23 protein-coding genes are annotated in these 22,287 nt (G+C 42.2%); 15 read left to right on the top strand and 8 right to left on the bottom strand.

Features of this window, described 5'->3' with window-relative positions; all coding sequences use genetic code 11:
- The first annotated feature begins 154 nt into the window (after positions 1-154).
- From bioA to ltrA, 8 genes are all read left to right on the top strand, one after another.
- Positions 155-1,516 carry an adenosylmethionine--8-amino-7-oxononanoate transaminase gene (gene bioA, locus QFZ81_RS09045; RefSeq protein WP_307602386.1) on the top strand — a complete coding sequence of 454 codons (1,362 nt, stop codon included), beginning with the start codon at positions 155-157 and terminating at the stop codon, positions 1,514-1,516.
- Positions 1,513-2,244, top strand: a complete 732-nt coding sequence (bioD, locus tag QFZ81_RS09050; protein WP_307445348.1) for a dethiobiotin synthase — start codon at positions 1,513-1,515, stop codon at positions 2,242-2,244. Before bioA ends, bioD begins: the two co-directional genes overlap by 4 nt.
- The gene (gene bioB, locus QFZ81_RS09055; RefSeq protein WP_307445344.1) at positions 2,237-3,244 is read left to right on the top strand and encodes a biotin synthase BioB; all 1,008 of its coding nucleotides are present in this window, start codon (positions 2,237-2,239) and stop codon (positions 3,242-3,244) included. Before bioD ends, bioB begins: the two co-directional genes overlap by 8 nt.
- A gap of 12 nt (positions 3,245-3,256) precedes the next feature.
- Complete coding sequence (gene bioF, locus QFZ81_RS09060) at positions 3,257-4,447, top strand: 8-amino-7-oxononanoate synthase (RefSeq protein WP_307445342.1); 1,191 nt, start codon at positions 3,257-3,259, stop codon at positions 4,445-4,447.
- Positions 4,432-5,163, top strand: coding sequence for an alpha/beta fold hydrolase (locus QFZ81_RS09065; RefSeq protein ID WP_307445339.1), 732 nt, complete (start codon positions 4,432-4,434; stop codon positions 5,161-5,163). The genes bioF and QFZ81_RS09065 overlap by 16 nt, the downstream gene beginning before the upstream one ends.
- The gene (gene bioC / locus QFZ81_RS09070) at positions 5,153-6,019 is read left to right on the top strand and encodes a malonyl-ACP O-methyltransferase BioC (protein WP_307445336.1); all 867 of its coding nucleotides are present in this window, start codon (positions 5,153-5,155) and stop codon (positions 6,017-6,019) included. The genes QFZ81_RS09065 and bioC overlap by 11 nt, the downstream gene beginning before the upstream one ends.
- Before the next feature lie 78 nt (positions 6,020-6,097).
- Entirely contained in the window at positions 6,098-6,496 is a 399-nt protein-coding gene (locus QFZ81_RS09075) for a VOC family protein (RefSeq protein WP_307445334.1), read from the top strand.
- Between the two features lie 590 nt (positions 6,497-7,086).
- Positions 7,087-8,460: a group II intron reverse transcriptase/maturase gene (gene ltrA, locus QFZ81_RS09080; RefSeq protein WP_307602389.1), complete on the top strand. Its 1,374-nt coding sequence runs from the start codon at positions 7,087-7,089 to the stop codon at positions 8,458-8,460.
- Between the two features lie 84 nt (positions 8,461-8,544).
- Here the strand turns inward: ltrA and nagA are convergent, their stop codons facing one another.
- From nagA to QFZ81_RS09105, 5 genes are all read right to left on the bottom strand, one after another.
- Positions 8,545-9,540: an N-acetylglucosamine-6-phosphate deacetylase gene (gene nagA / locus QFZ81_RS09085; RefSeq protein ID WP_307602391.1), complete on the bottom strand. Its 996-nt coding sequence runs from the start codon at positions 9,538-9,540 to the stop codon at positions 8,545-8,547.
- Positions 9,530-10,042 (bottom strand): DeoR/GlpR family DNA-binding transcription regulator, encoded by a 513-nt coding sequence (locus QFZ81_RS09090; RefSeq protein WP_307606857.1) that lies wholly within the window; start codon positions 10,040-10,042, stop codon positions 9,530-9,532. Before QFZ81_RS09090 ends, nagA begins: the two co-directional genes overlap by 11 nt.
- Before the next feature lie 518 nt (positions 10,043-10,560).
- Complete coding sequence (locus QFZ81_RS09095) at positions 10,561-11,118, bottom strand: CBO0543 family protein (protein ID WP_307445328.1); 558 nt, start codon at positions 11,116-11,118, stop codon at positions 10,561-10,563.
- Positions 11,119-11,226: 108 nt separating this feature from the next.
- The gene (locus QFZ81_RS09100) at positions 11,227-11,724 is read right to left on the bottom strand and encodes a CBO0543 family protein (RefSeq protein ID WP_307445325.1); all 498 of its coding nucleotides are present in this window, start codon (positions 11,722-11,724) and stop codon (positions 11,227-11,229) included.
- 303 nt (positions 11,725-12,027) lie between these two features.
- Positions 12,028-12,612: a TetR/AcrR family transcriptional regulator gene (locus tag QFZ81_RS09105; RefSeq protein ID WP_307602393.1), complete on the bottom strand. Its 585-nt coding sequence runs from the start codon at positions 12,610-12,612 to the stop codon at positions 12,028-12,030.
- 219 nt (positions 12,613-12,831) lie between these two features.
- Between QFZ81_RS09105 and QFZ81_RS09110 the strand changes: the two genes are divergently transcribed.
- The gene (locus QFZ81_RS09110) at positions 12,832-14,322 is read left to right on the top strand and encodes a DHA2 family efflux MFS transporter permease subunit (protein ID WP_307602395.1); all 1,491 of its coding nucleotides are present in this window, start codon (positions 12,832-12,834) and stop codon (positions 14,320-14,322) included.
- 520 nt (positions 14,323-14,842) lie between these two features.
- A complete protein-coding gene (locus tag QFZ81_RS09115; RefSeq protein WP_307602396.1) occupies positions 14,843-15,610 on the top strand; it encodes a 3'-5' exonuclease in 768 nt (255 codons plus the stop codon).
- Between the two features lie 222 nt (positions 15,611-15,832).
- On the opposite strand, the gene QFZ81_RS09120 is transcribed toward QFZ81_RS09115, so the two are convergent.
- Positions 15,833-16,042, bottom strand: a complete 210-nt coding sequence (locus tag QFZ81_RS09120; RefSeq protein ID WP_171649783.1) for an alpha/beta-type small acid-soluble spore protein — start codon at positions 16,040-16,042, stop codon at positions 15,833-15,835.
- A gap of 593 nt (positions 16,043-16,635) precedes the next feature.
- Here QFZ81_RS09120 and QFZ81_RS09125 point away from each other — a divergent pair.
- Positions 16,636-16,809: a hypothetical protein gene (locus tag QFZ81_RS09125; RefSeq protein ID WP_307602398.1), complete on the top strand. Its 174-nt coding sequence runs from the start codon at positions 16,636-16,638 to the stop codon at positions 16,807-16,809.
- A 561-nt stretch (positions 16,810-17,370) separates the two neighbouring features.
- On the opposite strand, the gene QFZ81_RS09130 is transcribed toward QFZ81_RS09125, so the two are convergent.
- Positions 17,371-17,961, bottom strand: coding sequence for a transcriptional regulator (locus QFZ81_RS09130; protein ID WP_307602400.1), 591 nt, complete (start codon positions 17,959-17,961; stop codon positions 17,371-17,373).
- Positions 17,962-18,399: 438 nt separating this feature from the next.
- Between QFZ81_RS09130 and QFZ81_RS09135 the strand changes: the two genes are divergently transcribed.
- The 4 genes from QFZ81_RS09135 (at position 18,400) to QFZ81_RS09150 (ending at position 20,705) form a co-directional block, all read left to right on the top strand.
- Positions 18,400-18,732 carry a hypothetical protein gene (locus QFZ81_RS09135; protein ID WP_307445305.1) on the top strand — a complete coding sequence of 111 codons (333 nt, stop codon included), beginning with the start codon at positions 18,400-18,402 and terminating at the stop codon, positions 18,730-18,732.
- A gap of 223 nt (positions 18,733-18,955) precedes the next feature.
- On the top strand, positions 18,956-19,408 hold the full coding sequence (locus QFZ81_RS09140; RefSeq protein ID WP_307445302.1) for a MarR family winged helix-turn-helix transcriptional regulator: 453 nt from the start codon (positions 18,956-18,958) through the stop codon (positions 19,406-19,408).
- 24 nt (positions 19,409-19,432) lie between these two features.
- Positions 19,433-19,951: a spermidine/spermine N(1)-acetyltransferase gene (gene paiA, locus QFZ81_RS09145; protein ID WP_307602402.1), complete on the top strand. Its 519-nt coding sequence runs from the start codon at positions 19,433-19,435 to the stop codon at positions 19,949-19,951.
- A gap of 142 nt (positions 19,952-20,093) precedes the next feature.
- Entirely contained in the window at positions 20,094-20,705 is a 612-nt protein-coding gene (locus QFZ81_RS09150; RefSeq protein ID WP_307602405.1) for an FMN-binding negative transcriptional regulator, read from the top strand.
- A 238-nt stretch (positions 20,706-20,943) separates the two neighbouring features.
- Here the strand turns inward: QFZ81_RS09150 and QFZ81_RS09155 are convergent, their stop codons facing one another.
- On the bottom strand, positions 20,944-22,080 hold the full coding sequence (locus QFZ81_RS09155) for a hypothetical protein (protein ID WP_307602407.1): 1,137 nt from the start codon (positions 22,078-22,080) through the stop codon (positions 20,944-20,946).
- Between the last annotated feature and the right edge of the window lie 207 nt (positions 22,081-22,287).

The following is a 22,287-nucleotide window of genomic DNA, read 5'->3' on the forward strand; positions in this document are numbered from 1 at the left end:
CTTGATTTTTCAACAGGTGAAAGAGCGCTGATCAATGGAGAAGGAAATTGTCTTTACAGCAGTGTCTGTCTTCTGCTAGAATAGCTAAAGTTAATTGTAAACCTAAATACAAAAGTTTGGTTGACAATAAAAAGTTCATGGATGGTGATTATCTTTGTCAACGCATTTTGAACGTCTTGCCGCCATAAATAAAGATCACCTTTGGCATCCTTTTACTCAAATGAAAGACTATAATTCATCAGACCCTTTAATTATTGAACGTGGTGAAGGGGTCAAGCTGTATGACGTTCAGGGACGTGCCTACTATGATGGTTTCTCGTCTGTTTGGCTTAACGTACATGGACACAACGTGCCGGAGCTGAATCAGGCGATCACAGATCAATTAGGACGAGTCGCCCACTCTACGCTGCTCGGAATGGCAAATATACCTGCCATCGAGCTTGCTCAGAAACTAGTAGAGATAGCACCGAAAGGCTTAAACAAGGTGTTTTACTCTGATTCAGGAGCAACTGGTGTTGAAATCGCAATCAAAATGGCATTTCAATATTGGCGTAATAGTGGTCAAAAGGGTAAAAAGACATTTATTACGATGAATCAAGCTTATCACGGAGATACAATTGGCGCGGTTAGCGTAGGTGCTATTCCGTTGTATCATGATGTGTTCCGACCGATGTTATTTCCTTCACATGTCATTCCATATCCTTATGCTTATCGCCATGAAGGCGGGGTGGAGGCTGCAATGGCTGCAACATTAACCGCTCTTCGTATTTTGCTCGAGAGTCGTAGCGATGAGATCGCAGCGCTCATTGTGGAGCCGATAGTGCAAGGAGCAGGGGGAATAATTGTCATGCCTTCAGGTTGTTTACACGAGATGGCCGCACTGTGCCGCAAACATCGTGTGCTACTTATCGCGGACGAGGTAGCGACAGGATTCGGGCGGACGGGCGCTATGTTTGCCTGCGATCTAGAAGGTGTGTCACCTGATTTGATGGTTGTCGGTAAAGGTCTAACGGGTGGTTACTTGCCCGTCGCAGCAACACTTGCGACAGACGAGGTGTATGGAGCGTTCTATGCTGATTACCAAGAGCAGAAAACTTTTTTCCATGGTCATTCCTACACGGGCAATCCTCTTGGATGTGCTGTGGCTTTGGCTAGCCTGAAGCTATTGGATGAGCGGAACATGGTAGAAGGAGTTATTGCAAAAGCTTCATTCGTGGAGCAGAAGCTCGCACCACTTAGTGAACGGCCACATGTCGGTGAGATTCGGCAAAAGGGCCTAATGATTGGGGTCGAACTCGTACGTGATAAGCTGTCACGCGAGCCGTACAAATGGGTAGATCGTATCGGCGTACGCGTAGCCGAGCGTGCTAGAGAACTTGGAATGCTTACAAGGCCACTTGGCAATGTTATCGTATTCATCCCACCTCTTGTCAGCACGCAAAATGAGCTGAATGCCATGACGGATATTTTAGTAGCATCGATCGTTGATGTTACCGAGGGTGGATCACCGATATGAGCAAAGTGCGCGGATTATTTGTGACCGGCACGGACACTTGCGTCGGAAAGACGATGGTGACCGCAGCTCTTACCGCTGCGTTTCGTGCTGAAGGGTTGAATGCCGGAGTCTGGAAGCCCGTCCAGTCTGGTGCACTTCTTGGCAGCGGAGTTACGGATGCGGAATGTTTGCTTAAAAGATCGGGTATTGATGAATGCCCAGAGGCCGTGGCGCCTTTTACATTTGAAGCATCGCTTACCCCTTTCCTAGCCGCCAAGCATGCAGGCGTAACCCTCACGATAAAAGAACTCATCGCCGCAGGCGAACCACTAATCAATCGTTATGAGGCATTATTGATTGAAGGCGCAGGTGGTGTTGCTGTACCACTGACAGAGGATTCTCTGGTGATTGACTTGATCTCTGAACTTCACACACCAGCCCTGGTCGTATCCCATTCCGGTCTGGGTACGATTAATCACACGCTTCTCACAGTATCGCTACTGCGGCAGCGCGATATCCCGATCGTAGGCGTAATTATGAACGACGGAGCACTGGAATCCCATGACGATCCAAGTGTTAGTACGAACGCAGATCTCATTGAACGTTACGGCGGAGTGAAGGTCCTTGGCCGGTTTCCCCGCTTGTATGGGGAGGTGAATACAGAATTACTGGTACATACCGTCCGAGCAACCATTCAGTTAACGCCTATCAGACAGGCACTTTCCTATCATATAAAAGGGGATGAATGAGATTAATAAAATCAAAAACGATTTGCAGTGGCAATCATTTGCCCAAAAAACGCTTAATGGAGAATGTTTAACGATAGAAGAAGGGCTTGCCGTGCTGGAATCCGATAATGACGAAATACTTTTGCTGATGCAAGCTGCTTTTCAGGTAAGAAAACATTTTTATGGAAAAAAAGTGAAGTTGAATATGATCATCAACGCCAAAAGCGGCCTGTGCCCTGAGGACTGCGGCTATTGTTCACAATCCATCGTATCGACAGCTGCGGTGAAAAAATATACTTTGCTCGACAAAGATACGTTGCTCGCAGGCGCACGAGAAGCAATGGCTCGCAAGGCAGGAACTTATTGCATCGTTGCTGCTGGCAAGGGACCGACGGATAAGGAACTGGATCAAGTGGTGGACGCAGTTAAAGAAATTCGTGAAACGATGCCGCTCAAAATTTGCGCATGCCTAGGAATTCTGAAGGACGATCAAGCAGAGCGTCTTGCAGAAGCAGGGGTCCACCGATACAACCATAATTTGAACACAAGCAAAACGAACTACCCATCCATCACTACGACCCATACCTACGATCAGCGTGTTGAAACGGTAGAAAAGGTAAAGACTCATGGCATGTCTCCGTGCTCGGGTGTCATTATCGGAATGGGTGAGACGAATCGCGAAATTGTCGAAATGGCTTATGCGCTGCGCGATCTTGATGCGGATTCGATTCCAATCAATTTCCTCAATGCGATTCCGGGCACCCCACTTGAGCAATCAGGCCGTACGCCGGCAATACAAGCATTGAAGGTATTGGCCTTATTCCGGTTCATCTGTCCGTCTAAAGAAATTCGTGTGGCAGGCGGGCGTGAGGTTAACCTTCGTTCCCTGCAGCCTCTGTCTCTATATGCAGCGAATTCACTCTTCGTGGGTGATTATTTAACGACTGAAGGCCAAGACGTTTCTGCAGATCATCAAATCATTGAAGATTTGGGCTTTGAAATTGAGATAAACGCGTTGTAAGGAAGGCTGAACATGAATGGATTGGAAAAAGAACTTGAAGCTTTAGAGCGCGCATCTTTGGAACGCCACTTACGTGCGAGTGCTCCTGTCCCTGGAAGGCGTGGTTATACGTTGCGAGAGGAAAAAGTGCTGCTCAACTTGTCCTCGAATGACTATCTGGGACTCGCTCAGCATCCTGCTATTGTAGAAGCAATGCGTGATACACTCCTCATCGAAGGAGCAGGCGCCAGCGCTTCTCGGCACGTGACCGGCAACCTGCCGCCATATGGACATCTTGAAAAAGCGTTGGCAGAATGGCAGAACTGTGATGCAGCACTTGTCTTTGCAAACGGATATATGGCTAATATTGGTGTCATTGGCGCGCTTGTGAGCCGGAGCGATGTGGTTTTCAGTGATCAGTTCAATCATGCGAGTATAGTCGATGGGATCGCAATGAGCCGTGCTGAACATGCTCGATACCGTCATAACGATTTGGAACATTTGCGTGCATTATTAAATAAGTACCGTGATAAACGGCGCAAGTTGATTATTACAGATGCGGTATTCTCCATGGATGGCGATCAGGCTCACTTGCTTGAATTAGCTGCGCTCAAACGGGAATACGGAGCCATGCTGATGATAGATGAGGCACATAGCGGTGGGATTTACGGGTTGCGTGGCGAGGGATTGGTTTATGAGCTCGGGCTGCAGAATGACGTGGATATTCATATGGGAACTTTCAGCAAATCATTCGGTGTCTACGGGGCTTATGTTTGTGGAACAAGCACGCTGATCAGGTGGTTGATCAATAAAGCAAGACCCCTTATGTATTCAACGGCATTGCCGCCATCAATCGTAGCGGGTATTTCAAAGTCGTTGGAGTTGGTTCAAACAGAACACTGGCGTCGGGAACAACTGTTGTCAACAAGTCATTTTTTTCGTTCCTCTTTATGTAAAGCTGGTTTTAATGTCGGTAGAGGAGATTCTCCCATTGTACCATTGATCGTTGGAGATAATGATACGGCCCTAAGATTTAGCAATGCTTTAGAAAAGGAAGGTATCGCTGCAGTTGCTATCCGTCCGCCTACTGTACCAGCAGGTACAGCGCGAATCCGCTTCTCTTTGTCAGCTTCGCATACCTTAAACGAACTCAGAGATGCCATTACGCAAATTTGCAGTATCGGGTTTCAAATGGGGGTGTTGGATTCATGCAAGATGAGCTAAGCGGTACGATCTTATGGCTGACTGGATGGAGTATGTCGGATAAGGTCTTCGATCAACTACGTGAATTACTTCCTGACTTTAACCATGTTACCGTAAATTACAGCACAGTTGATTCCTTAGAGGATATGTTGTATTTGACAGAAACGTCGGCAAAAGATTTCATCTCTTCTGGTGGTGGTCCGATTCTGGTAGGAGGTTGGTCGCTTGGCGGGTTACTGGCGTTGAGACTCGCGACCCTTGACTTAGCAGACGGCCTTCTTTTGTTCTCGGCAACAGCTAGATTTACTCGTCCTAAAGAACAGATGGATCGCGGATGGGCCGATGGATACGTTAGACAGATGATCCATGGAATCAGGAAGGAACGACAAGCTGTAGAAAAAAAGTTTCAACAGCTGGTTTTTACGGAGACGGAATCGGGAATGGGTCACAGGGAAAGTCTTCCCCTCATTGGCAATTGGACAACATCTGCCCTAATTGCTGGTCTTGAAGTCCTCCGTGGTGTGGATTGCCTGTCCCGACTTCCGGAAATCGATTGTCCGGTTCTACTTGTTCACGGAACTGAGGATAAGGTTTGTCCTTACTCGGCGGCAGAAGAGTTACTCATGCAATTGCCCCGGGCGAAGTTGCTCACAATAGATGGAAGCGGACATGCTCCGTTTCTGGGCAGGGAAGCTCAATTGGCTGAATCACTAAGGGGTTGGTGGCATGATCGGTAGGAAAACAGCGATAGGACGTCAATTTAACCGAAGCGCAACAGGTTCATATGATATTCATGCCCATGTTCAGCGTATCATGGCGAAGAAGCTTCTTACATCTCTTGAGGATTGGACAAGTGAGAGTGATTGCAACCAACCTAATATTCTAGAGATCGGTTGTGGAACCGGCACTCTGACCGAAATGGTGGTAAACCATTGGTCATGTTCGTCTATAACTGCGCTTGACATTGCGCCCGCAATGATAGAAGCCGCTGAACAACGTGTTAGGTCAAATGCTGCAAACTTTGTTGACTACAACAATAGGCAACCGTCTCGCGTTAACTTTGTGCATGCCGATGCCGAATTGTGGGCTGCAAGTGTTCCTTCATCCTCGTTCAATCTCATTGTTTCTAATGCTTGTTTTCAGTGGTTGTCTTGTCCGATACAAACGCTGGAGCACCTTTACCGACTGCTTCATACTGGAAGTTTGTTAGCATTCGCGACGTTCGGGCCGGATACGTTCCGCGAGCTGCACACAGCTTTTGATGCCGTTTACCGTGCTGGCGGCATGGAGCCCCAACGGCACGGATTATCTTTTCAAACTTCAGATCAGTGGAAAAGCTTGTTAAAGGAAACAGGGTTTTCAAATATCCAATGTGAAAGTTGGGTTCAAACGGAAGTGTATGCTTCTGCAAGGGATTTCCTTCTATCTGTCAAAGCAATGGGAGCCAGCACCTCCGAAGCCGCCTCTTCGTATGGCTTCGGGTCACGGCGTCTGTTCGCCAACATGTATAAAGAGTATGAAGATAAGTTCAGCACCCCGGGAGGCGTCGCTGCGACTTACGAAGTTCTTATTATTCGGGCATCGGTAATTTGATAAACAATTAAGCGTTTACAAATAAAAGTAGTTCATATAATATTGAATTGGTAAATACTTCTAAATGGGGGTAAAGAAATGGTTGGAGAAGTGAAGAATCCAGTAAGAAATGAAATTACCTCTGTTATTTTATGGTCTAGAGATTTAATGAAATCGGTAGAGTTGTATAGTAAATTTCTAGGTTTACCAATTGAAGAGAAAGATAATTATGGGCATTTGCATCTATTTCATTTACCAAATGGAACGGAGATAATGATTGATTCAAACGGAATGGATAAAATTCCAATTCCACAATCGGCTCCTCCATTGTTTTTTATGCCTTCTGATGATATTGATGAAGCAGCTAAATTTGTTCAGGAGCTTGGCTTTGAAATTATTTATGGTGGAATACATAAGACAAGTCAAGTATCGTTTTTTAATATGAGAGACCCCGACTTTAACGTTATAACGATTTGTCAGAAACATTTAATGATTTAACTCTAACGGATAACGATAAAATGGAGGAGCTTGCTTCGCGGTGGCTTCTCTTTTTTTTCAATGGGCAGCATAGTTCAACAGTGCGCCTAGCAAAGCTAGGCACAACTAGTTGGTGAAAGTCCAACCGAGGTAGGGACCAAGCCGCCTCGTAGCTAGCAGGCATCTGGTGGTGAGAACCTAAGGATGAAGCCCTGTGAAAAACCCCAACTGGGGTGAAGCAAAATTGCAGGCTGTAACATGAAGTGAATCCTGCCGCATCGTCATAAACAACCCGAAAGGGACAAGAGGGAGCCGAACCCCGTGTTGTACGGTGAAGGCCATGGAACGCGCGAAGAACTTGGATAAGCAACGCGGAAGAATCCTCCGGTGTATGGGGAACAGCATGTAATAACAGTTGTGTCTGGAACTAGGGAGACCCTACCTCGCACGACAGGTTCGTAAAGCGCAAACCTATAAGCCTGGAGGGTGAAGTGGCAAGCGGCGAGAAGGGAGTCGGAGAGGGTGGTAGTACCTGAGAACGTAGGACAACATAACCTGCGGGAGGAAAGCACCCTTACTTTGTTTACGGGTAGCGATGGAGGTAAGAGCGAGTGAATGCAGTGAAATCTGCTAACTACACCAAAGTAAAAGTTCAAGAACTCCAAAGGACCCTCTACCTTGCGGCTAAGGCAAATAACAAGCGCAGGTTTCACGCTCTGTACGACAAAGTATACAGCACAGATGTCATGTGGGAAGCATGGAAACGGGTCAAAGCAAATGGAGGTAGCGCCGGTATCGACGGCGTGACAATTACGCACATTGTTCAGGAGTATGGAGAAGAGCAATTCGTGAAGGACACGCAACGGCAGTTGGTGGAAAACGCCTACCGCCCCAAGCCCGTTCGGAGGAAGGATATACCGAAGGGTGATGGCAAAACACGCCCGCTCGGCATACCCGTAATCCAGGACAGATTGGTGCAAATGGCAGCGAAAATCGTTCTTGAGGCAATATACGAGGCGGATTTCAAAGATTGCTCATTTGGGTTCCGACCTAAGCGAAGCGCGAAACAGGCAATAGAGCGGATACACAAGACGGTGAATTACGGGAGAGTGTATTGGGTGGTGGATGTAGACATCGCCGGATACTTTAACAACATCCCGCATGACAAATTGCTCAAACTCGTGGAACAACGGGTGAGTGATCGAAGAGTGTTGAAACTTATTCGACTGTGGCTGAAAGCCGATGTCATGGAAGATGGAAAGGTTCATAATACCGTGATCGGGAGTCCCCAGGGTGGAGTCATCTCACCGCTCCTTGCAAACATCTACCTGAACTATCTCGATACCCTATGGGAAAAGCAATTTTCCCATATTGGCACATTGGTGCGATATGCTGATGACCTGGTTATTTTATGTGAAAATAAACCCCACGCTATGGAAGCCATTCAGGTGCTTAAGGCAGTTTTCAGGAAATTGGAATTGACAATGAACACGGACAAGTCTAAGCTTGTGAACCTGTGGTTGGATAAAGAGGGATTCGACTTTCTCGGATTCCATCACCGCCGCATGCCGAAATTGTTTAAGTCGGGGAAATTTTATGACTTGCGAAGTATTCCATCCAAAAAGGCGATGAAAAAGATGCGTGCCAAGGTAAAGGAAGTAACAGCGCCTCGCGCGCGACTTTACTGGTCACCAAAGCAAATGGTGGACAAGCTCAATCCCATCATACAGGGATGGAAGAACTATTATGGGAGCGTAGACCCCGGCATGTCGAACAAATTTCTGTCAAAAGTGGACTGGCATATTATTCGAAGACTGACACTGTACTGGAACAAGAAGCACAAGCGAAACCAACTGGACCCGAGGAGGGTCGCGGAGGTATTCGGTCGTATGGGACTGAAACGAGTCAGTGCTTGGGGCAGCTATACTGCGCTAGGTGAAGAACATCGGAAAGCCGTATGCGGGAAAACCGCTCGTACGGTTTGATGAGGGAGGACTGGGAAACCAGTCCCCTACTCTACAATGTTTTATTTCCAAATACTATGTACATTTCTCTGATTCTTACAAACATTAGATGATATGACCCTTAATCATTGTCCATTGCACTTGGAATTGTTCATTTAACAAGACAAGATCAGCGTCAAGGCCCGTGGAGATTCTGCCTAAGGTATCAAGGCTTAATATTCGTGCAGGTGTGGTTGAAGCCATTTGAACCGCGTCTTTTAAAGAAATTCCGGTTTCAACGGTTAGACGCAGTGCCTCATTCATCGTAACGGTACTGGAGACTAAAGTCCCATCCTCTAGTCGCGCCACACCGTCGGAAACCGTAACATGATGGCCACCGAACACATAATTCCCATCACCTAGTCCCATGGCTTGTAAAGCATCTGTGATAAGTACCATGCCATCGGGTCCCTTCAGACGATGCATCATTCGAACGATCGCAGGATGCAAATGAATGCCATCCACAATCGCTTGGAGGCTTACATGTTCTTCTTCAAAAGCGGCTACAACCAGACCGGGATCACGATGATGAATCGGACGCATGCCATTGAAACAATGCGTTACGTGACTTGCTCCGGCTTCAAAGGCTTGCTTTGCTTCCTCGTATGTGGCATCCGAATGCGCAACGGCGATTATGACGCCATTTTCTTTCAGAAAAGAGATGAGCTCCATCCCGCCAGGTAATTCGGGGGCTATTGTAACCATCTTAATCAGTCCATCTGCTTCGTTAAAAATTTCTTTCATTTCAGTAAGATTCGGATGTCGTAAAAACCGTTCATTTTGCATACCTTTACGCTTCGGATTCAGGTAAGGCCCCTCTAGATTACTCGCCTCACTGCCATCCATCATATCGAACCCGTTAGCACCGTGGATATGCACATCGATCATTCCAGGTATCAATAAATGTCCTTCACCATCCATAAGTTCATATTCGACCTCCGGAAGAGAAGAAAGACCACTTTCTAGCTTTTCAATAATTCCGTTTCTTATCCAAAGTGTGGCAGGTAGAACAAAGTCGTCTGGTTGAACCACGTTTACGTTGTGCAAAATTTTAAGACTCATCTTTGTTATCCTCCTCGTATTTGTCTTTCTCTTCACATTGAATAATCGCTATATTTTTATTATGGAGTACTTCTCTTATTTCGTTAGGCACCTCTTGATCGGTAATCAAAATATCCACAAAGTCAAAATCTAAACGATAGACCGATTTGCTTGTAAACTTCGTGTAATCAGCCACGACGATTACCTGATCCGATCTGCGGGCCATCTCTTTTTTTACAGAAACATCATCTTCGTAAGGAAAGTAAAGCCCATCAGTTTGTATAGCTGTAGCTCCGATAAATGCCTTATCAGCTCTTAATTCTCTTAGCTTATCAATGACGGAAGGTCCATATAATAACCGATTTTTGGTATGTAAATAGCCGCCTAGCACATAAACTTGCAGATCTTCCCGTCCTGAGAGAATCCCTACAATGTCTATGGAATGTGTGACGGCCGTAATATTTTTAGCTGAAATTTGTTCTGCTACATGATTATAAAAGTTTTTACGATCGCATTGGAAAATTAAACGGTTGGGACTTTAGTAAGGTAAGTTGTATCTCCGAAGGAGTAAAATGGAATTTTTACTCTGAACAGATGGAATGATTCATGCCGCGAATGCTAATTTATAAAAACCAAAGAAAGCAAATGTACGCATTTTGCAAATGGATTCTGAAAAAATCGATTTTCCTGAGACTTTTTTAATGTTGTATCAAATCGGCATTGCAGTTTTAACACGAATGAAGTAGCAAAGGTATTAGCAAAAGATGGTTTTTTTATAACACAACAAGTAAATGAAAATGATAAATTTAACATTAAACGTAAAAACTAAAAATGATTTGAGTGCATGCAAGAAGAAGGAGGACGCTAGCAGATTGAGTGAACAAAGAAATAACAAAGAGCCACTTCTGAAAGTGGCAAAGGTGAGTATTTAATCTCTAATATCACAGAATTCCCATTATTACGTTCCATATTCTGTACAATGGGTGTAGATAAATATTGAACATTTGCGTTAATTTGCTACCCAACGAAAGAGTCATTTTATTAAGGAGCATCCAAATTATTCATTTTGTTTCGTTTCGAGAAATAATCTGCTAATAAATATAGCAATATGTAAATAGGTAGCGATATGAATTTACTCCAATGTACCACCACATAAATTCCTAACCAACTTAATAAAGGCTCGGATACGAATGAGTTAAACAGACCCAATACGAGCGCCTTTAGAAAAGGAGAAGACTTTGGTTTGTACTGTAGTAAGAGCATCACCTCAAAAACAATGAATGTTTCAAAGGGAATGTAAGGAGGGATACTCGGAATTAGTTTGTAGGGATAATACCATAAACCAAAATTATTACCCATAAAATCGAGCCAGGACGCCGAGAGCAGTACGACGATGCCTGGATATAACAAGCGATCTGTGCTATTTTTTTTCCTAATAAAAAACCAAACAATAATCGGAACGATGAATAAAACTAAGCTAAACCACCACTGCCAGGTAAACAACACATGCTCTTTCCACACTTTGACATACTCGATGCTATCTTCGGCTGTATTATTTATCATTTCTCTTATATATTTCAGATATTCTTCCTTGGCCATAGCAACCTCTTCGTTATTGTTGTCGGAATCATTATTAATACTTCAAGTTCGTATATACCACCAAAGAAATTGAACAAACGAATGGATGCTTGCAACGTTAGACATGATTTATTGGAGCTGAATATGGAATAAGAGTATTAGACCATAAACAATGGGAATGGAGATTATGTACGCTAGTAGTGGCCGAGAGTGATGTAATTTAATCATTGGAAACATCATCGTATCAAAGAGAACTGAATAACCCAAGTTCCATCCATTTTGATAAGTAATCCTGCCTGATACAAATAATATGACTTCTACGGAAACATAGATACCGATCCATAGGCATATATGTAGAATTTGTTTTCCAATTGTTTTGGGGTAGTTAGATAGATACAACAAGATTGTAAGTGGCATTGTGACAACAGCATAAACAATAATTGTGATAGTTTGGTTGTAAAAGAAATCTGGGTGAAAGACCCACAGTGTTTGATCTAAGGTCAAGAATTCATACAAAAACCCAGCAGCAACGACGTACAACATGGAGGAGTGGTACTGCTTCCAATCCCTCCAGTCAGACCAACGCCATGCTGCTAGTATGGTAACTAAAGTTAAAATTAGATGCATGAATCTACCTACCTTTGAACCTGATTCAATAATTATCGCCACACGTTAGAATTGAACTCACACAATTTAAAACGAATGGCGTAATACAGAAACCCTGAAAAAGAAGGAAAACCGACCAAGATGTCCGGATCTTTTTTAAACAACTGTGGCATTTAAGTTCAGTACCATCTTAAAGGATTATTTTACATTATTTAGGTTTTACGGTAGTTTACTCAATACATAGAAGGTTTATTCATATGTAAATGTGATGACACGAATACATTCGGCTAGTACGTATACTATGAAAGAGGTCATTGCTTGGAGTTAGCGAGTTTCTGGCTGGGGAAGATGGAGCAATTCTGAAAGTTGTGTAGCCAAAAAAATCGGTGTATAGGGTAAATCATTGCGAAGCCAGAAAACAATGGTACCAATGATGGCGGAGGAGCCGTACCAGATCGCGATATCTTTTTGAACGTTCAAGGTTAAGGATGCCTCAAGCGTGTTCATTCGAGAGGTGATAAAATCAGCGATCAGCTTCATGAGTCGTTCCGTAAATACGGGTATACGTCTGGAAGCGAGCAGAACCTTATAGAATTTCGAATTTTCCGCGATATGCTCAAGCAATTTGATCATGATTTCCATGTTAAAACCGGGCCGGTTCGGAGCTTCCTTCAAGATGGCATGGATTTCGTTAATCATATCTTCAGCCAATCTATCGATCATATCTGGAATATCTCGATAATGAAGATAGAAGGTGACACGATTAATCGTCGCTCGCTCCGCGATGCGATTCACGGTTATTTTCTCAAGCTCAAGCTCGTGAAGTAATTCAATAAATGCATCTCGAATCAATTGGCGCGTAGTACACGCGGGTCTATTCGTTGTGATTTTTTTGACAGGAGCAATCACTTCCTTTCTCTCAATGCGCTATACGACAAATTCTGCAAGATTTGTGGATTATGTTATAGATAGACGACAAATCTATTGAAAATGTCATCTAATAAACATTTATAAAAAAGTTGTTGCTTGTGATCATTAGGATAGATGAATATAATACTATTTACATCGAGTTTATTATACAACATAATGTCAATTAGTTTGAAATTGAATTTGAAAGGAATAAGTGAAATGAGTAAAATTGCAGCATTTGATAGTAGTTCTATTAAGAAAGGTCCACTTTTATTTGTTATGATTCTGGGGGCATTTATTGCTATTCTGAATCAGACGATTATGAGTGTTGCTTTACCGGAGCTCATGGTCGAATTTAATATTGCCGCTTCGACAGGCCAATGGCTGACCACTGGCTATATGTTGGTTAACGGCGTTTTAATTCCGATAACAGCGTTCCTCATGCAACGATTTACGACGCGTGAGCTGTTTCAAGCATCCATGATTATTTTTCTCATTGGAAGCATTGTTTCAGCCGTGGCGCCTGGCTTTGAAGTATTGTTGGCTGGCCGCCTGATTCAAGCAGCCGGGGCTGGGATTTTAATGCCGCTTCTTATGAATGTCATCCTGACAATCTATCCGCCAGACAAGCGCGGAGCTGCTATGGGAATGGTTGGTTTGTCTATCATTTTCGCCCCTGCTGTCGGTCCTGCTATAGCTGGTTATATTTTGGAGCATTATTCATGGCGTACTCTTTTCTATGGCATCATTCCATTTGCTTTCATCGTTATTGTGGTTGCTTTTGTATATCTGAAAAATGTCTCCGAACGTACCTATCCCAAAATTGATACGTGGGGTGCGGTTCTCTCAACAATCGGATTCGGTTTCCTTCTTTACGGCTTCAGTAGTGCTGGTGGCAAGGGATGGTCAAGTACAGAAGTTGTCCTGTCTATTATTGTAGGTGTAGTGGCCTTAATATTGTTTACATGGCGACAACTGGTTATCGAAAGCCCACTTCTAGATCTTAGGGCTTTCAAACACAACATGTTTACCCTGACAACGTTAATCAACATTGCGGTTACGATGGTCATGTATGCCGATATGATGCTGCTTCCCTTGTATTTGCAGAATGCTCGCGGATATACTCCGTTGGAGTCCGGAGTACTTATGCTCCCTGGTGCACTCCTAATGGGGTTCATGATGCCAGTGGCTGGAAAACTGTTCGATAAGTTTGGAGCGAAATGGTTGTCCATTATCGGTATGGCAATTACAATTGTAACCACACTTGGATTCATCAATTTGACGGATTCAACAAGTTATACTTATTTAGTCCTCATGTCCACAGGACGACGCTTCGGTATGGCGCTTTTCTTAATGCCAATCACCACGGCGGGCCTCAATCAATTGCCTTCCAGACTGAATGCGCATGGTACCGCTATTTCCAATACTATCAAGCAAGTGGCAGGCGGCGTAGGTACAGCATTGCTAGTCACGGTTATGACGACCAGAACCAAATCTCATCTCGTAGACCTGATGACGGTAAACGGAACGGCGAATGCTTCCAAGGAACTTATAAAAGAGGCGTCTATTCTGGGAATTAATGATTCTTATCTTGTTATTGTTGGCATCGGAATTGTTGGTTTGCTGCTTTCCTTCTTCATTAAACGTGTAGGTCAGGCCGAAGAAGAACCGAAAATCATTGTAACTCTGAAACCCGTTAATGCAACTTAGGAATAACAGATAAAAGTTATTCATATTTCAATTGCCAAATAACGCGGAACGTTAGTTAAACGAAACAAGGAGCAGTTTGCCACGGCAACAGCTCCTTGTTTTATTAAGCTAACGGATACTATAGCTTAATTAACAATCAAGACAAGACAAGACAAGGGGTGCCTGCAAATCGTCAGCATTCTTGAGATGGTTAGTTGTAAGCCTTAATGGAAATATTACGTGTGCGATGTGTAAATGGGTCACATTCGATTTTCCTAAAGAGGGGATTTATTAACTATCATCTAGTACATTGGTAAGTCTGGAAAAACCTAATACTTGAAATGATCGATGAGAATATGATATCTTCATATTCCACGGGTGAATGAGCTGGTGAGGATCACTCTTTCCATGGATAAACCGGGGTTGAAGGTTCTCATAATAAATTCCATGACCAAGTCTGTTCGGCATATGCTGGATCAATCATGGTCTTTTTTTAATTTAAATAGATCATATATTAGAAAAGGTAAGAGGTGAAAAGCGAGTGCATTATATAGTTATGGATATGGAGTTCAATGGTAGGAGACACTACGATATATATCCTATGGAGACTATTGAAATTGGGGCTGTAAAGTTAAATGAGCAATTGGAAATTGTCGAGACATTTCAAAGCTTTATTCGTCCTAAATTTCCTTTAAATAGGTTTGCACTGGAGTTTTGCGGTATTACAGAAGAAACATTATTAAAAAGTAAGCCTTTTGAGGTAGTTATAGAGAAATTCAAAAAATTTTGCGGCAACGATTTTAAATTGATTGCATGGGGCGGCAGCGATTTCTTTACTTTACTAGTTGATTGCAAAGTGAATCGCATTAAAAATGAATGGGTAACTACTCATTTATTGGACATGACTCGTTTTTTTGAAGGAGGCTTGCAACAAGCTTTAGAAGATCATGGCCTTCATTTCATAGGGCAAAGCCATTCAGCAATGGATGATGCTTTAAATGCTGTGCATTTATTGATGTTAAAACCAGGGCTTGTAAATGATACGAACTATTTCATACCAGACCCTTTCAAAATATGTACGGGCGGCATAAAGAAATGGATCCAAATTTCCCTGGACGAAGCTCTTCAAAATAACCAAATTTTAAGATGGGACGATTTTTTAAGGGATCAGAATACGCAAAAGTATATATCCATTATGAACTTAACCGATAACGAAATTGGAATGGTACAAAAGTTATTTAATAAATTTGCCCAAATGAAATATGGTTCCAAATATCATTTCATACGGAGCAACAGCGCTATTTGCTAGCCGATTCTGTAACTGTAAAGATATTACTCCGAATTCGTGGTAACCTAATCCCATAGTACAATGTTTATTTTCGAAAAGAATGGAAAGTTTTATGGACATATTGTTAAAAATAAGACTGATATGATATAGATTACTTCACAACATAAAAAAGACTACATTCACCTGAGGAGAAAAGGGGTTGTAGTCTTTTTCGTGCTTGCTTGCTCCTACATCAAAAAAGGATTAGCGTTGGAAGCTGGAAAGTTGTTGTTCAGCTATTTGCACTAATCTTTTTGTAATATTGCCACCTATGGCACCTGCATCGCGTGTGGCGAGGTTTCCGTTATATGCATTTGGTTGGAATGGAATTCCAAGCTCTTGAGCTATTTCAACCTTCAACTGATTTAAAGCAGCCTTTGCTTGTGGAACTACTAATGTGTTGTTATTAGCCATTTATGCAACTCCTTCTCTAGGTGTAATATTAGGATGTGGAGTGTAAAGAAATCTTATACATTTAAATTTGAAGTTAAATTTCTAGCTCTGGTCATGATATTGAGAAAGGTTTGAATATCATCTGCTTCAAATTGGTCATTAGTTTTTGCTGTATCAGAAGTTTTCTTTTTAGATTTCAATTCAATTATTTCACTCTTAAGTTTTGTATTCTCATGCAGCAATTGTTCATATATATGTGCTTGATCTTTTGCTATTTTGATAATTTGTCTGTTAATTTCTCTCTGCAGGTAAATCCTATGAGTAAAGGGACCATATATTCTGATATTAAGAGGATTAAACTACCATGAAAGAACTGATTAACTTTCATGCTCTGTGGTGCAATGCAAGAGATGCATGGATGGCTAACGGAGAACAAGAGCTCAATCAAAAGCGATGCGGCTGCCGTTCGAGGAATTCATTGTATAGCTGCACCCTTTAAATGCACACAATATTAATGCTTCAAAATTACTCTAAGGGTGGGGATAATATCATGTCAACACACGACCAACAACAAGAAAATCACGCTAAAGACCAAAAAGATAACAAACCAAATCATGGCAGCAGAAAAAAGAAGAAGAAGAAATAATGGCATTGATGATGTAAAAATAATTCAAGTGGTTAACAAAAGCGCGAAAAAAGCCCAGGGTGATGCTTTCCCTCGGGCTTTTAGTTTGTCCGGTGCCGCAAATATTATTAATTCGTCATGGAATCTGAAGAAGATACGGTAAACATACAGGAACCCTTAACGAGTAAAGGCATAGATGGACTTGGTCCAGTATCACTTATATTCGGTGGACTTTCTCTACTTTGTGTTCCGTTCGTATTTCGATATATCCCAAGTGGTATTACGCAACCTCTGGATAAACAATCGGGTACACGAATCGTAGAGCTATCTGACGGATTAGATCGTCGCTTTTGAAAATCCCAGCAGAAACGGCGAACGGTGGTCAAAGCAGCAGTAAAGCCACCTAAATGAATTAAGACTTCATTTATTTCACTTTCCTCAATTCATTCATCAAAGATTATATAGGTGTGTTCGGTTCTAACGTAACCCTGGAGAAAAATAAATATTTGCAGAAACATTTACAAATGCCGACTAAACCAATCTTCTTACATAATCAGTTGTCCAAGTGTCGCCTTGAGCGCGTCTCAAACCATCTAAACTAATATTAATGTCGTTAACGTGATCTGGAACACCGGAGTATTATCGGCCAGGCTACTCCAGCCGCAACCGTATCGAAACATGCGAAACAATAAGAAAAACGAGCTAACCTCTTTTGGTTTGTTGTTTAATTTATTTGTATTTGGAGTTCGGTAATAAAGTCTTCATCGTTTGAAGAAGCATAATTATTTGGAAGCGAAACTTCGTATACATTATTTTCAGTTGGATAGCCTAGTAAATCGTAGGCTTCTTTTAGTTTGCAAAAATGATCGTAATATCCGGTTTTAGACCGCTTAAAGGCGATGCACATATACATACCTTCTGGAATCGAATCGACATAAACACCTAATGGTAAGGAAGTTAAATCCGTTTTAGAAATAGAAGTATAAAGGCTGCTGTAATGGAACTTTTCAATGGATTCATAACTTTTCAAAGGATACATGCAGCCACATAGAGGAGCCATAACAGTCCCTTCTTTTTCAAGTGCTATAGCGAGTCCTCTGAAATTTAAATTATGTTGATCAAGTGGAGTCACTATGGTTTTGCAATCTACTTTTAAGACGGATCGTTCATCAATTTTGCGGGTAAAGACGACACCAAATACCTGATCGTGTAAACGAGTTTGCTCTTGAAGCTGGTTTTTGTGGTGAGCTAGTAGCTTTTTAGTATCATTTAGTTTTTGGATTTGTTCGTCTATAATGAGTTCCTGTTTATCCAAGAACTCACACACGGACTCAGGCGGCAGTTTTATTAGAATAGGTTTCCCCAAGGTTCAAGTTTGGAAACCATTATTCGAGTATTACAAGATGCAGCCAAATCATATGATATAGTCGGCTTAGGTATCACAGAACATCTCCCTTGGGACTCTTTATTCCTACAGAACATGCTGTCCCGCCTACCTCTGATTGGCGATATCCATAACAAAAAACGCCCTACATTTAACAATCTATAAATTAAAGTCTAAGGAATTGTACATGGTAAAATCAGGAGTTTGCTAACGCAGAACGATAGCATTCAATATCAAAAGGACTGCCGCGTGGCAGCCCTTTGCTCAACGGGCAGGATTGTTGAGAAAAAAAACTTGCATAAAATATAGGAACTTGAAACAATCTGATGAAATCTTCCGTTATAAAGCCTAAATAGGGGGAGGATCTTAATGAAAAAAATAATAATACCAATATTGGCACTCATTCTTTTTGGATCGTTAATAGTGGGGTGTTCTAATGTTCAAACTGACTACCCATCCGTTGTAAGGTGGAACGGACAAAACTACTTTCCATCTGCAGAAACCATACCATTGACTATGATTGGGGAACAATTAGGAACGATTAAAAAACAAATAAAAACAATGCCAAAAAAAGATTTCGAATCGAATGTTTTTACCAAAGGAAGTGAGTTATTTGAAGTAATAGATAATGATACATCAAAAGTAATTGCGGTCCTTTTTGACGGGGAATATCGAAAAGCTATGATTGTTGAGTTTCGATGAAGTCGATTTAAATCAGCTAATACCATATCTGATTTATTCAACCAACGAGAAACGATAGCTTCATAAGAACAACCCGAGCAGGCGTCGTAGCGACCCTGCTTTTTTCGTTGTGCTAACGGTTAGTATGGAAAAGCCTGTAGGAATTTTTGTTGTAAATACAACAAAAATGATGTACTATTTTTTTACGACGTTTGAAAAATACAATATTAGTGGAGTTGCAATTATGAAGGAAATTCTACGTGAGGTTGGAATGATTGCTAGGGCATTGGATTCTATAAGTAATATAGAATTTAAAAAATATGACCTTACAAAAGGACAGTACTTGTACCTCGTACGAATATGTGAAAATCCAGGAATTATTCAAGAAAAGTTAGCTGAAATGATAAAGGTAGACCGAACAACAGCTGCTCGTGCTATAAAGAAACTGGAGATTAATGGATTTATTGAAAAAAATGATGATCAATATAACCAAAAAATTAAAAAACTATTTCCTACAGAGAAAGGGAAGACTGTTTACCCTTTTATAAAAAGCGAAAACGATTATTCCAATATGGTCGCACTATCTGGATTCTCCGAAAGTGAAGTAGAAACGATTTTTAACCTGCTGCAAAGAGTCAGAAAAAATGTAGAAAAAGACTGGGAGTTTGTAAAAAAGGGAAACAAGAGAAATTATTGATTTAGTAAAAGGAGGACAAATAAAATGACTATAAATATAAAAAAGTGCACATTTGAAGATCTAGGATTACTTCAAGAAATCAGTGTTGAGACATTTAATGAGACATTTAAGAATCAAAATTCACCTGAAAATATGAAAGCATACTTGGAAAAAGCATTTAACTTAAAACAATTAGAAAAAGAATTATCAAATATCTCTTCGGAATTCTATTTTATTTATTCTAATGAGGAAATTGCCGGGTATTTAAAGCTAAACACAATTGATTCTCAAACTGAAATAATGGGCAATGATTCGCTTGAAATCGAGAGGATTTATATAAGGAAAAAACTTCATAAACAGGGGCTTGGTAAATATCTAATAAATAAAGCTATAGAAATAGCGATAGAACGGAATAAAGAGAAGATCTGGCTAGGGGTTTGGGAAAAAAATGAGAGCGCAATTACCTTTTATAAAAAAATGGGCTTTGTTCAAACAGGAGCCCACTCTTTTTATATGGGTGATGAAGAACAAATAGATTTTATAATGACCAAAACACTCATATAACATTTTCTCTGAAATGATATTCATGTAACGGCGAACGTTAGTTCAGCAATCCAGGAAGCAGTTTGCCGACGCGGCAGTTGTTCCTACTATCATTAAGCTAAAGGATAGTTTTGTTATAAGAGCAAATGAGGAGGAGAAAACCATGTATATTCCTTCACACTTTCACATTGATGAAATAAAAGTCGCTTACGACATTATCAAAGAATATAGCTTTGCAACATTGTTTTCACAACAAAATGGAGTACCCTTTGCTACTCATTTACCATTAATTTTGGATAAGGAGAACAAATACTTATATGGGCATTTTGCACGTCCGAATCCTCAGTGGAAGGATATTAGCAATCAAATTGTCTTAGCCATTTTTCATGGTCCGCATTGCTATATCTCTCCTACATGGTATGAAACAAATAAAGCAGTTCCAACATGGAATTATGTAACAGTTCATGTAAACGGTGAAGTCAAACTTATTGATGATGAAAAAGAGTTAATGGATTCCTTGCATGAAATGGTATTGAAGTATGAAGCCCCTGATAGTTCATATAGATTGCAAGAGGTAGACGCAGACTTTATCGCTGGGCTGAATAAAGGGATTCAAGGATTCAAAATAAGAATCAACAAGATAGAGGGAAAAGCAAAGTTAAGTCAAAACCATTCCGTACAAAGGCAAGAACTTGTCATTAATCAACTGGAACGGATTCAGAATGGAGACGAACAAAAGATTGCCTCTCTTATGAAAGCAAACCTAAAAAAATAACTTTAGGTTATTGAACTAACGGAAATAGTGAAGGAGCTTGCCTTGCAGCAGCTCCTTTTTTATTCATTTAACGGGCAGTAGAGCGTGGTGAAGCTTATTTCGTTGCGGCTAGCCTTTCGGGTGCAGGTGGTCTTAGTCAGTATTCTCACGGGCGACAACTACCGAGAAGAGCAGGTGTGAACCTGGTTGAGAGTATGTCGAGCATACAGAAAGGGCAGATCTATCGAAAACGGAAGTGCTACTCAGACACGATGCCTGAGTTGGCGAATAGGATTGCCTCGGTGGTCTCCCAGAGCTTCGGTAGGAACTGCATGACGTCCTCTGCACGGCGGATTAAGGAATCGGTGGAGGTGATGCCGAGGTCTGCGATGATAGCCTCAAAGTCTGGAGCGAGTAAACGTTGCAGGTCCGGTGGGGCGTCTGCAACCAATATCTTATGGCAGCGCGCAAAGGTTGCGACGATCCAGAAGACCGCTTCACGGTGGTAGCCGGCCCGGATGAGTTCAAGGCTTCCGTCGATTGCAATTGGTCGTGTTGTGGCGGTGATGTCGGTGCTGAAGAAGAAAGGTGTTTTGGCCGCGGTCGCAGCGGCGTCGTATACTAGTGCGAGCTTGGCGAGATGATGTTCGATGCGCTTGGGGGTCAGATGAGCGCAGCCTAGCAGCTTCAGCAGATCTGGGTAGAGGTCAGCGTGGCCGTATTCCGTAAGCACGTCGCGTGCGGCAAGGTAGCGGAGCCGAACAGTAGGGTTGCGAAGTGCGGCCACAAGGAGGATGTGCGTTGTTACGCCGGTCGGGAATAACCACGCCGTCACTTGGTCGTGCAACGGTGCAGAAGTATCTATGGCCCGTAGCGCGTTCTTGATCTTCTGCCGAGCGTTCTCACATCGGCGACGTACCCACATCCGCTCCGCAAAGTGGCGAGATACCTGTGTTTGCAGTTTGCGCAGATGTCCGGTGGGGTCAGCAATGATCGAATCCACGCGGAAGCTGCCTGCAAGGTGATAGGACGTCAGAACCCTTTCGACCGAGGCGAGTTCGTTCCAAGACAAATACGTGGCCTCCACAAGGATGCCATCGTAGATGAACTTCCCAAGTTTGAGTGGGGGCTCAGCCTGTGTGGTAACGATCACGACATCGATATCGGAGGCTACCGACAACTCAGCGTCATCAGGCAGACCTACCGTCGAGCCGCTGAAATAAGCCCCATGGAAACAAGCTTCTAGGCTGGCGTGTTGCATGACCCATTTAGCCGCTGCAGTTCGCGCAGACCCGACTTTCACGGAAGCTTGTTGAAGCTTATGACTTAACTTTATTTCATTATGTTTTGCCAGGTGAATTCCCCCAATGACTAATAATTTTTTGAACGTCTTCATACAAGTCAAACTTTAAAATGAGGATTGGGCTGCTCCTATGCGAAGAAGTCATTAGCTCATCTATTTAATAATAAGAGTTTAGCACCAGAATATAGAATATGTGATAGAGCACCTTTGTATGATGTTTAAGAGTCAAAGTTCCATTGTAAATTGAGTAGTGGCCCACATTCATATTCTTAAGGTTAACTTAACTTTTTTGACATTGTT

Source organism: Paenibacillus sp. V4I9, from assembly GCF_030817295.1.
Classification (GTDB): Bacteria; Bacillota; Bacilli; order Paenibacillales; family NBRC-103111; genus Paenibacillus_E.

Bases quoted from the DNA above. Each gene is read 5' to 3' on its own strand.
- bioD (WP_307445348.1), top strand. From the start codon at position 1,513: ATGAGCAAAGTGCGCGGATTATTTGTGACCGGCACGGACACTTGCGTC.
- bioB (WP_307445344.1), top strand. From the start codon at position 2,237: ATGAATGAGATTAATAAAATCAAAAACGATTTGCAGTGGCAATCATTT.
- bioF (WP_307445342.1), top strand. From the start codon at position 3,257: ATGAATGGATTGGAAAAAGAACTTGAAGCTTTAGAGCGCGCATCTTTG.
- QFZ81_RS09065 (WP_307445339.1), top strand. From the start codon at position 4,432: ATGCAAGATGAGCTAAGCGGTACGATCTTATGGCTGACTGGATGGAGT.
- bioC (WP_307445336.1), top strand. From the start codon at position 5,153: ATGATCGGTAGGAAAACAGCGATAGGACGTCAATTTAACCGAAGCGCA.
- QFZ81_RS09075 (WP_307445334.1), top strand. From the start codon at position 6,098: ATGGTTGGAGAAGTGAAGAATCCAGTAAGAAATGAAATTACCTCTGTT.
- nagA (WP_307602391.1), bottom strand. From the start codon at position 9,540: ATGAGTCTTAAAATTTTGCACAACGTAAACGTGGTTCAACCAGACGAC.
- QFZ81_RS09095 (WP_307445328.1), bottom strand. From the start codon at position 11,118: ATGGCCAAGGAAGAATATCTGAAATATATAAGAGAAATGATAAATAAT.
- QFZ81_RS09100 (WP_307445325.1), bottom strand. From the start codon at position 11,724: ATGCATCTAATTTTAACTTTAGTTACCATACTAGCAGCATGGCGTTGG.
- QFZ81_RS09110 (WP_307602395.1), top strand. From the start codon at position 12,832: ATGAGTAAAATTGCAGCATTTGATAGTAGTTCTATTAAGAAAGGTCCA.
- QFZ81_RS09120 (WP_171649783.1), bottom strand. From the start codon at position 16,042: ATGGCTAATAACAACACATTAGTAGTTCCACAAGCAAAGGCTGCTTTA.
- QFZ81_RS09125 (WP_307602398.1), top strand. From the start codon at position 16,636: ATGGCAGCAGAAAAAAGAAGAAGAAGAAATAATGGCATTGATGATGTA.
- QFZ81_RS09135 (WP_307445305.1), top strand. From the start codon at position 18,400: ATGAAAAAAATAATAATACCAATATTGGCACTCATTCTTTTTGGATCG.
- QFZ81_RS09140 (WP_307445302.1), top strand. From the start codon at position 18,956: ATGAAGGAAATTCTACGTGAGGTTGGAATGATTGCTAGGGCATTGGAT.
- paiA (WP_307602402.1), top strand. From the start codon at position 19,433: ATGACTATAAATATAAAAAAGTGCACATTTGAAGATCTAGGATTACTT.
- QFZ81_RS09150 (WP_307602405.1), top strand. From the start codon at position 20,094: ATGTATATTCCTTCACACTTTCACATTGATGAAATAAAAGTCGCTTAC.
- QFZ81_RS09155 (WP_307602407.1), bottom strand. From the start codon at position 22,080: ATGAAGACGTTCAAAAAATTATTAGTCATTGGGGGAATTCACCTGGCA.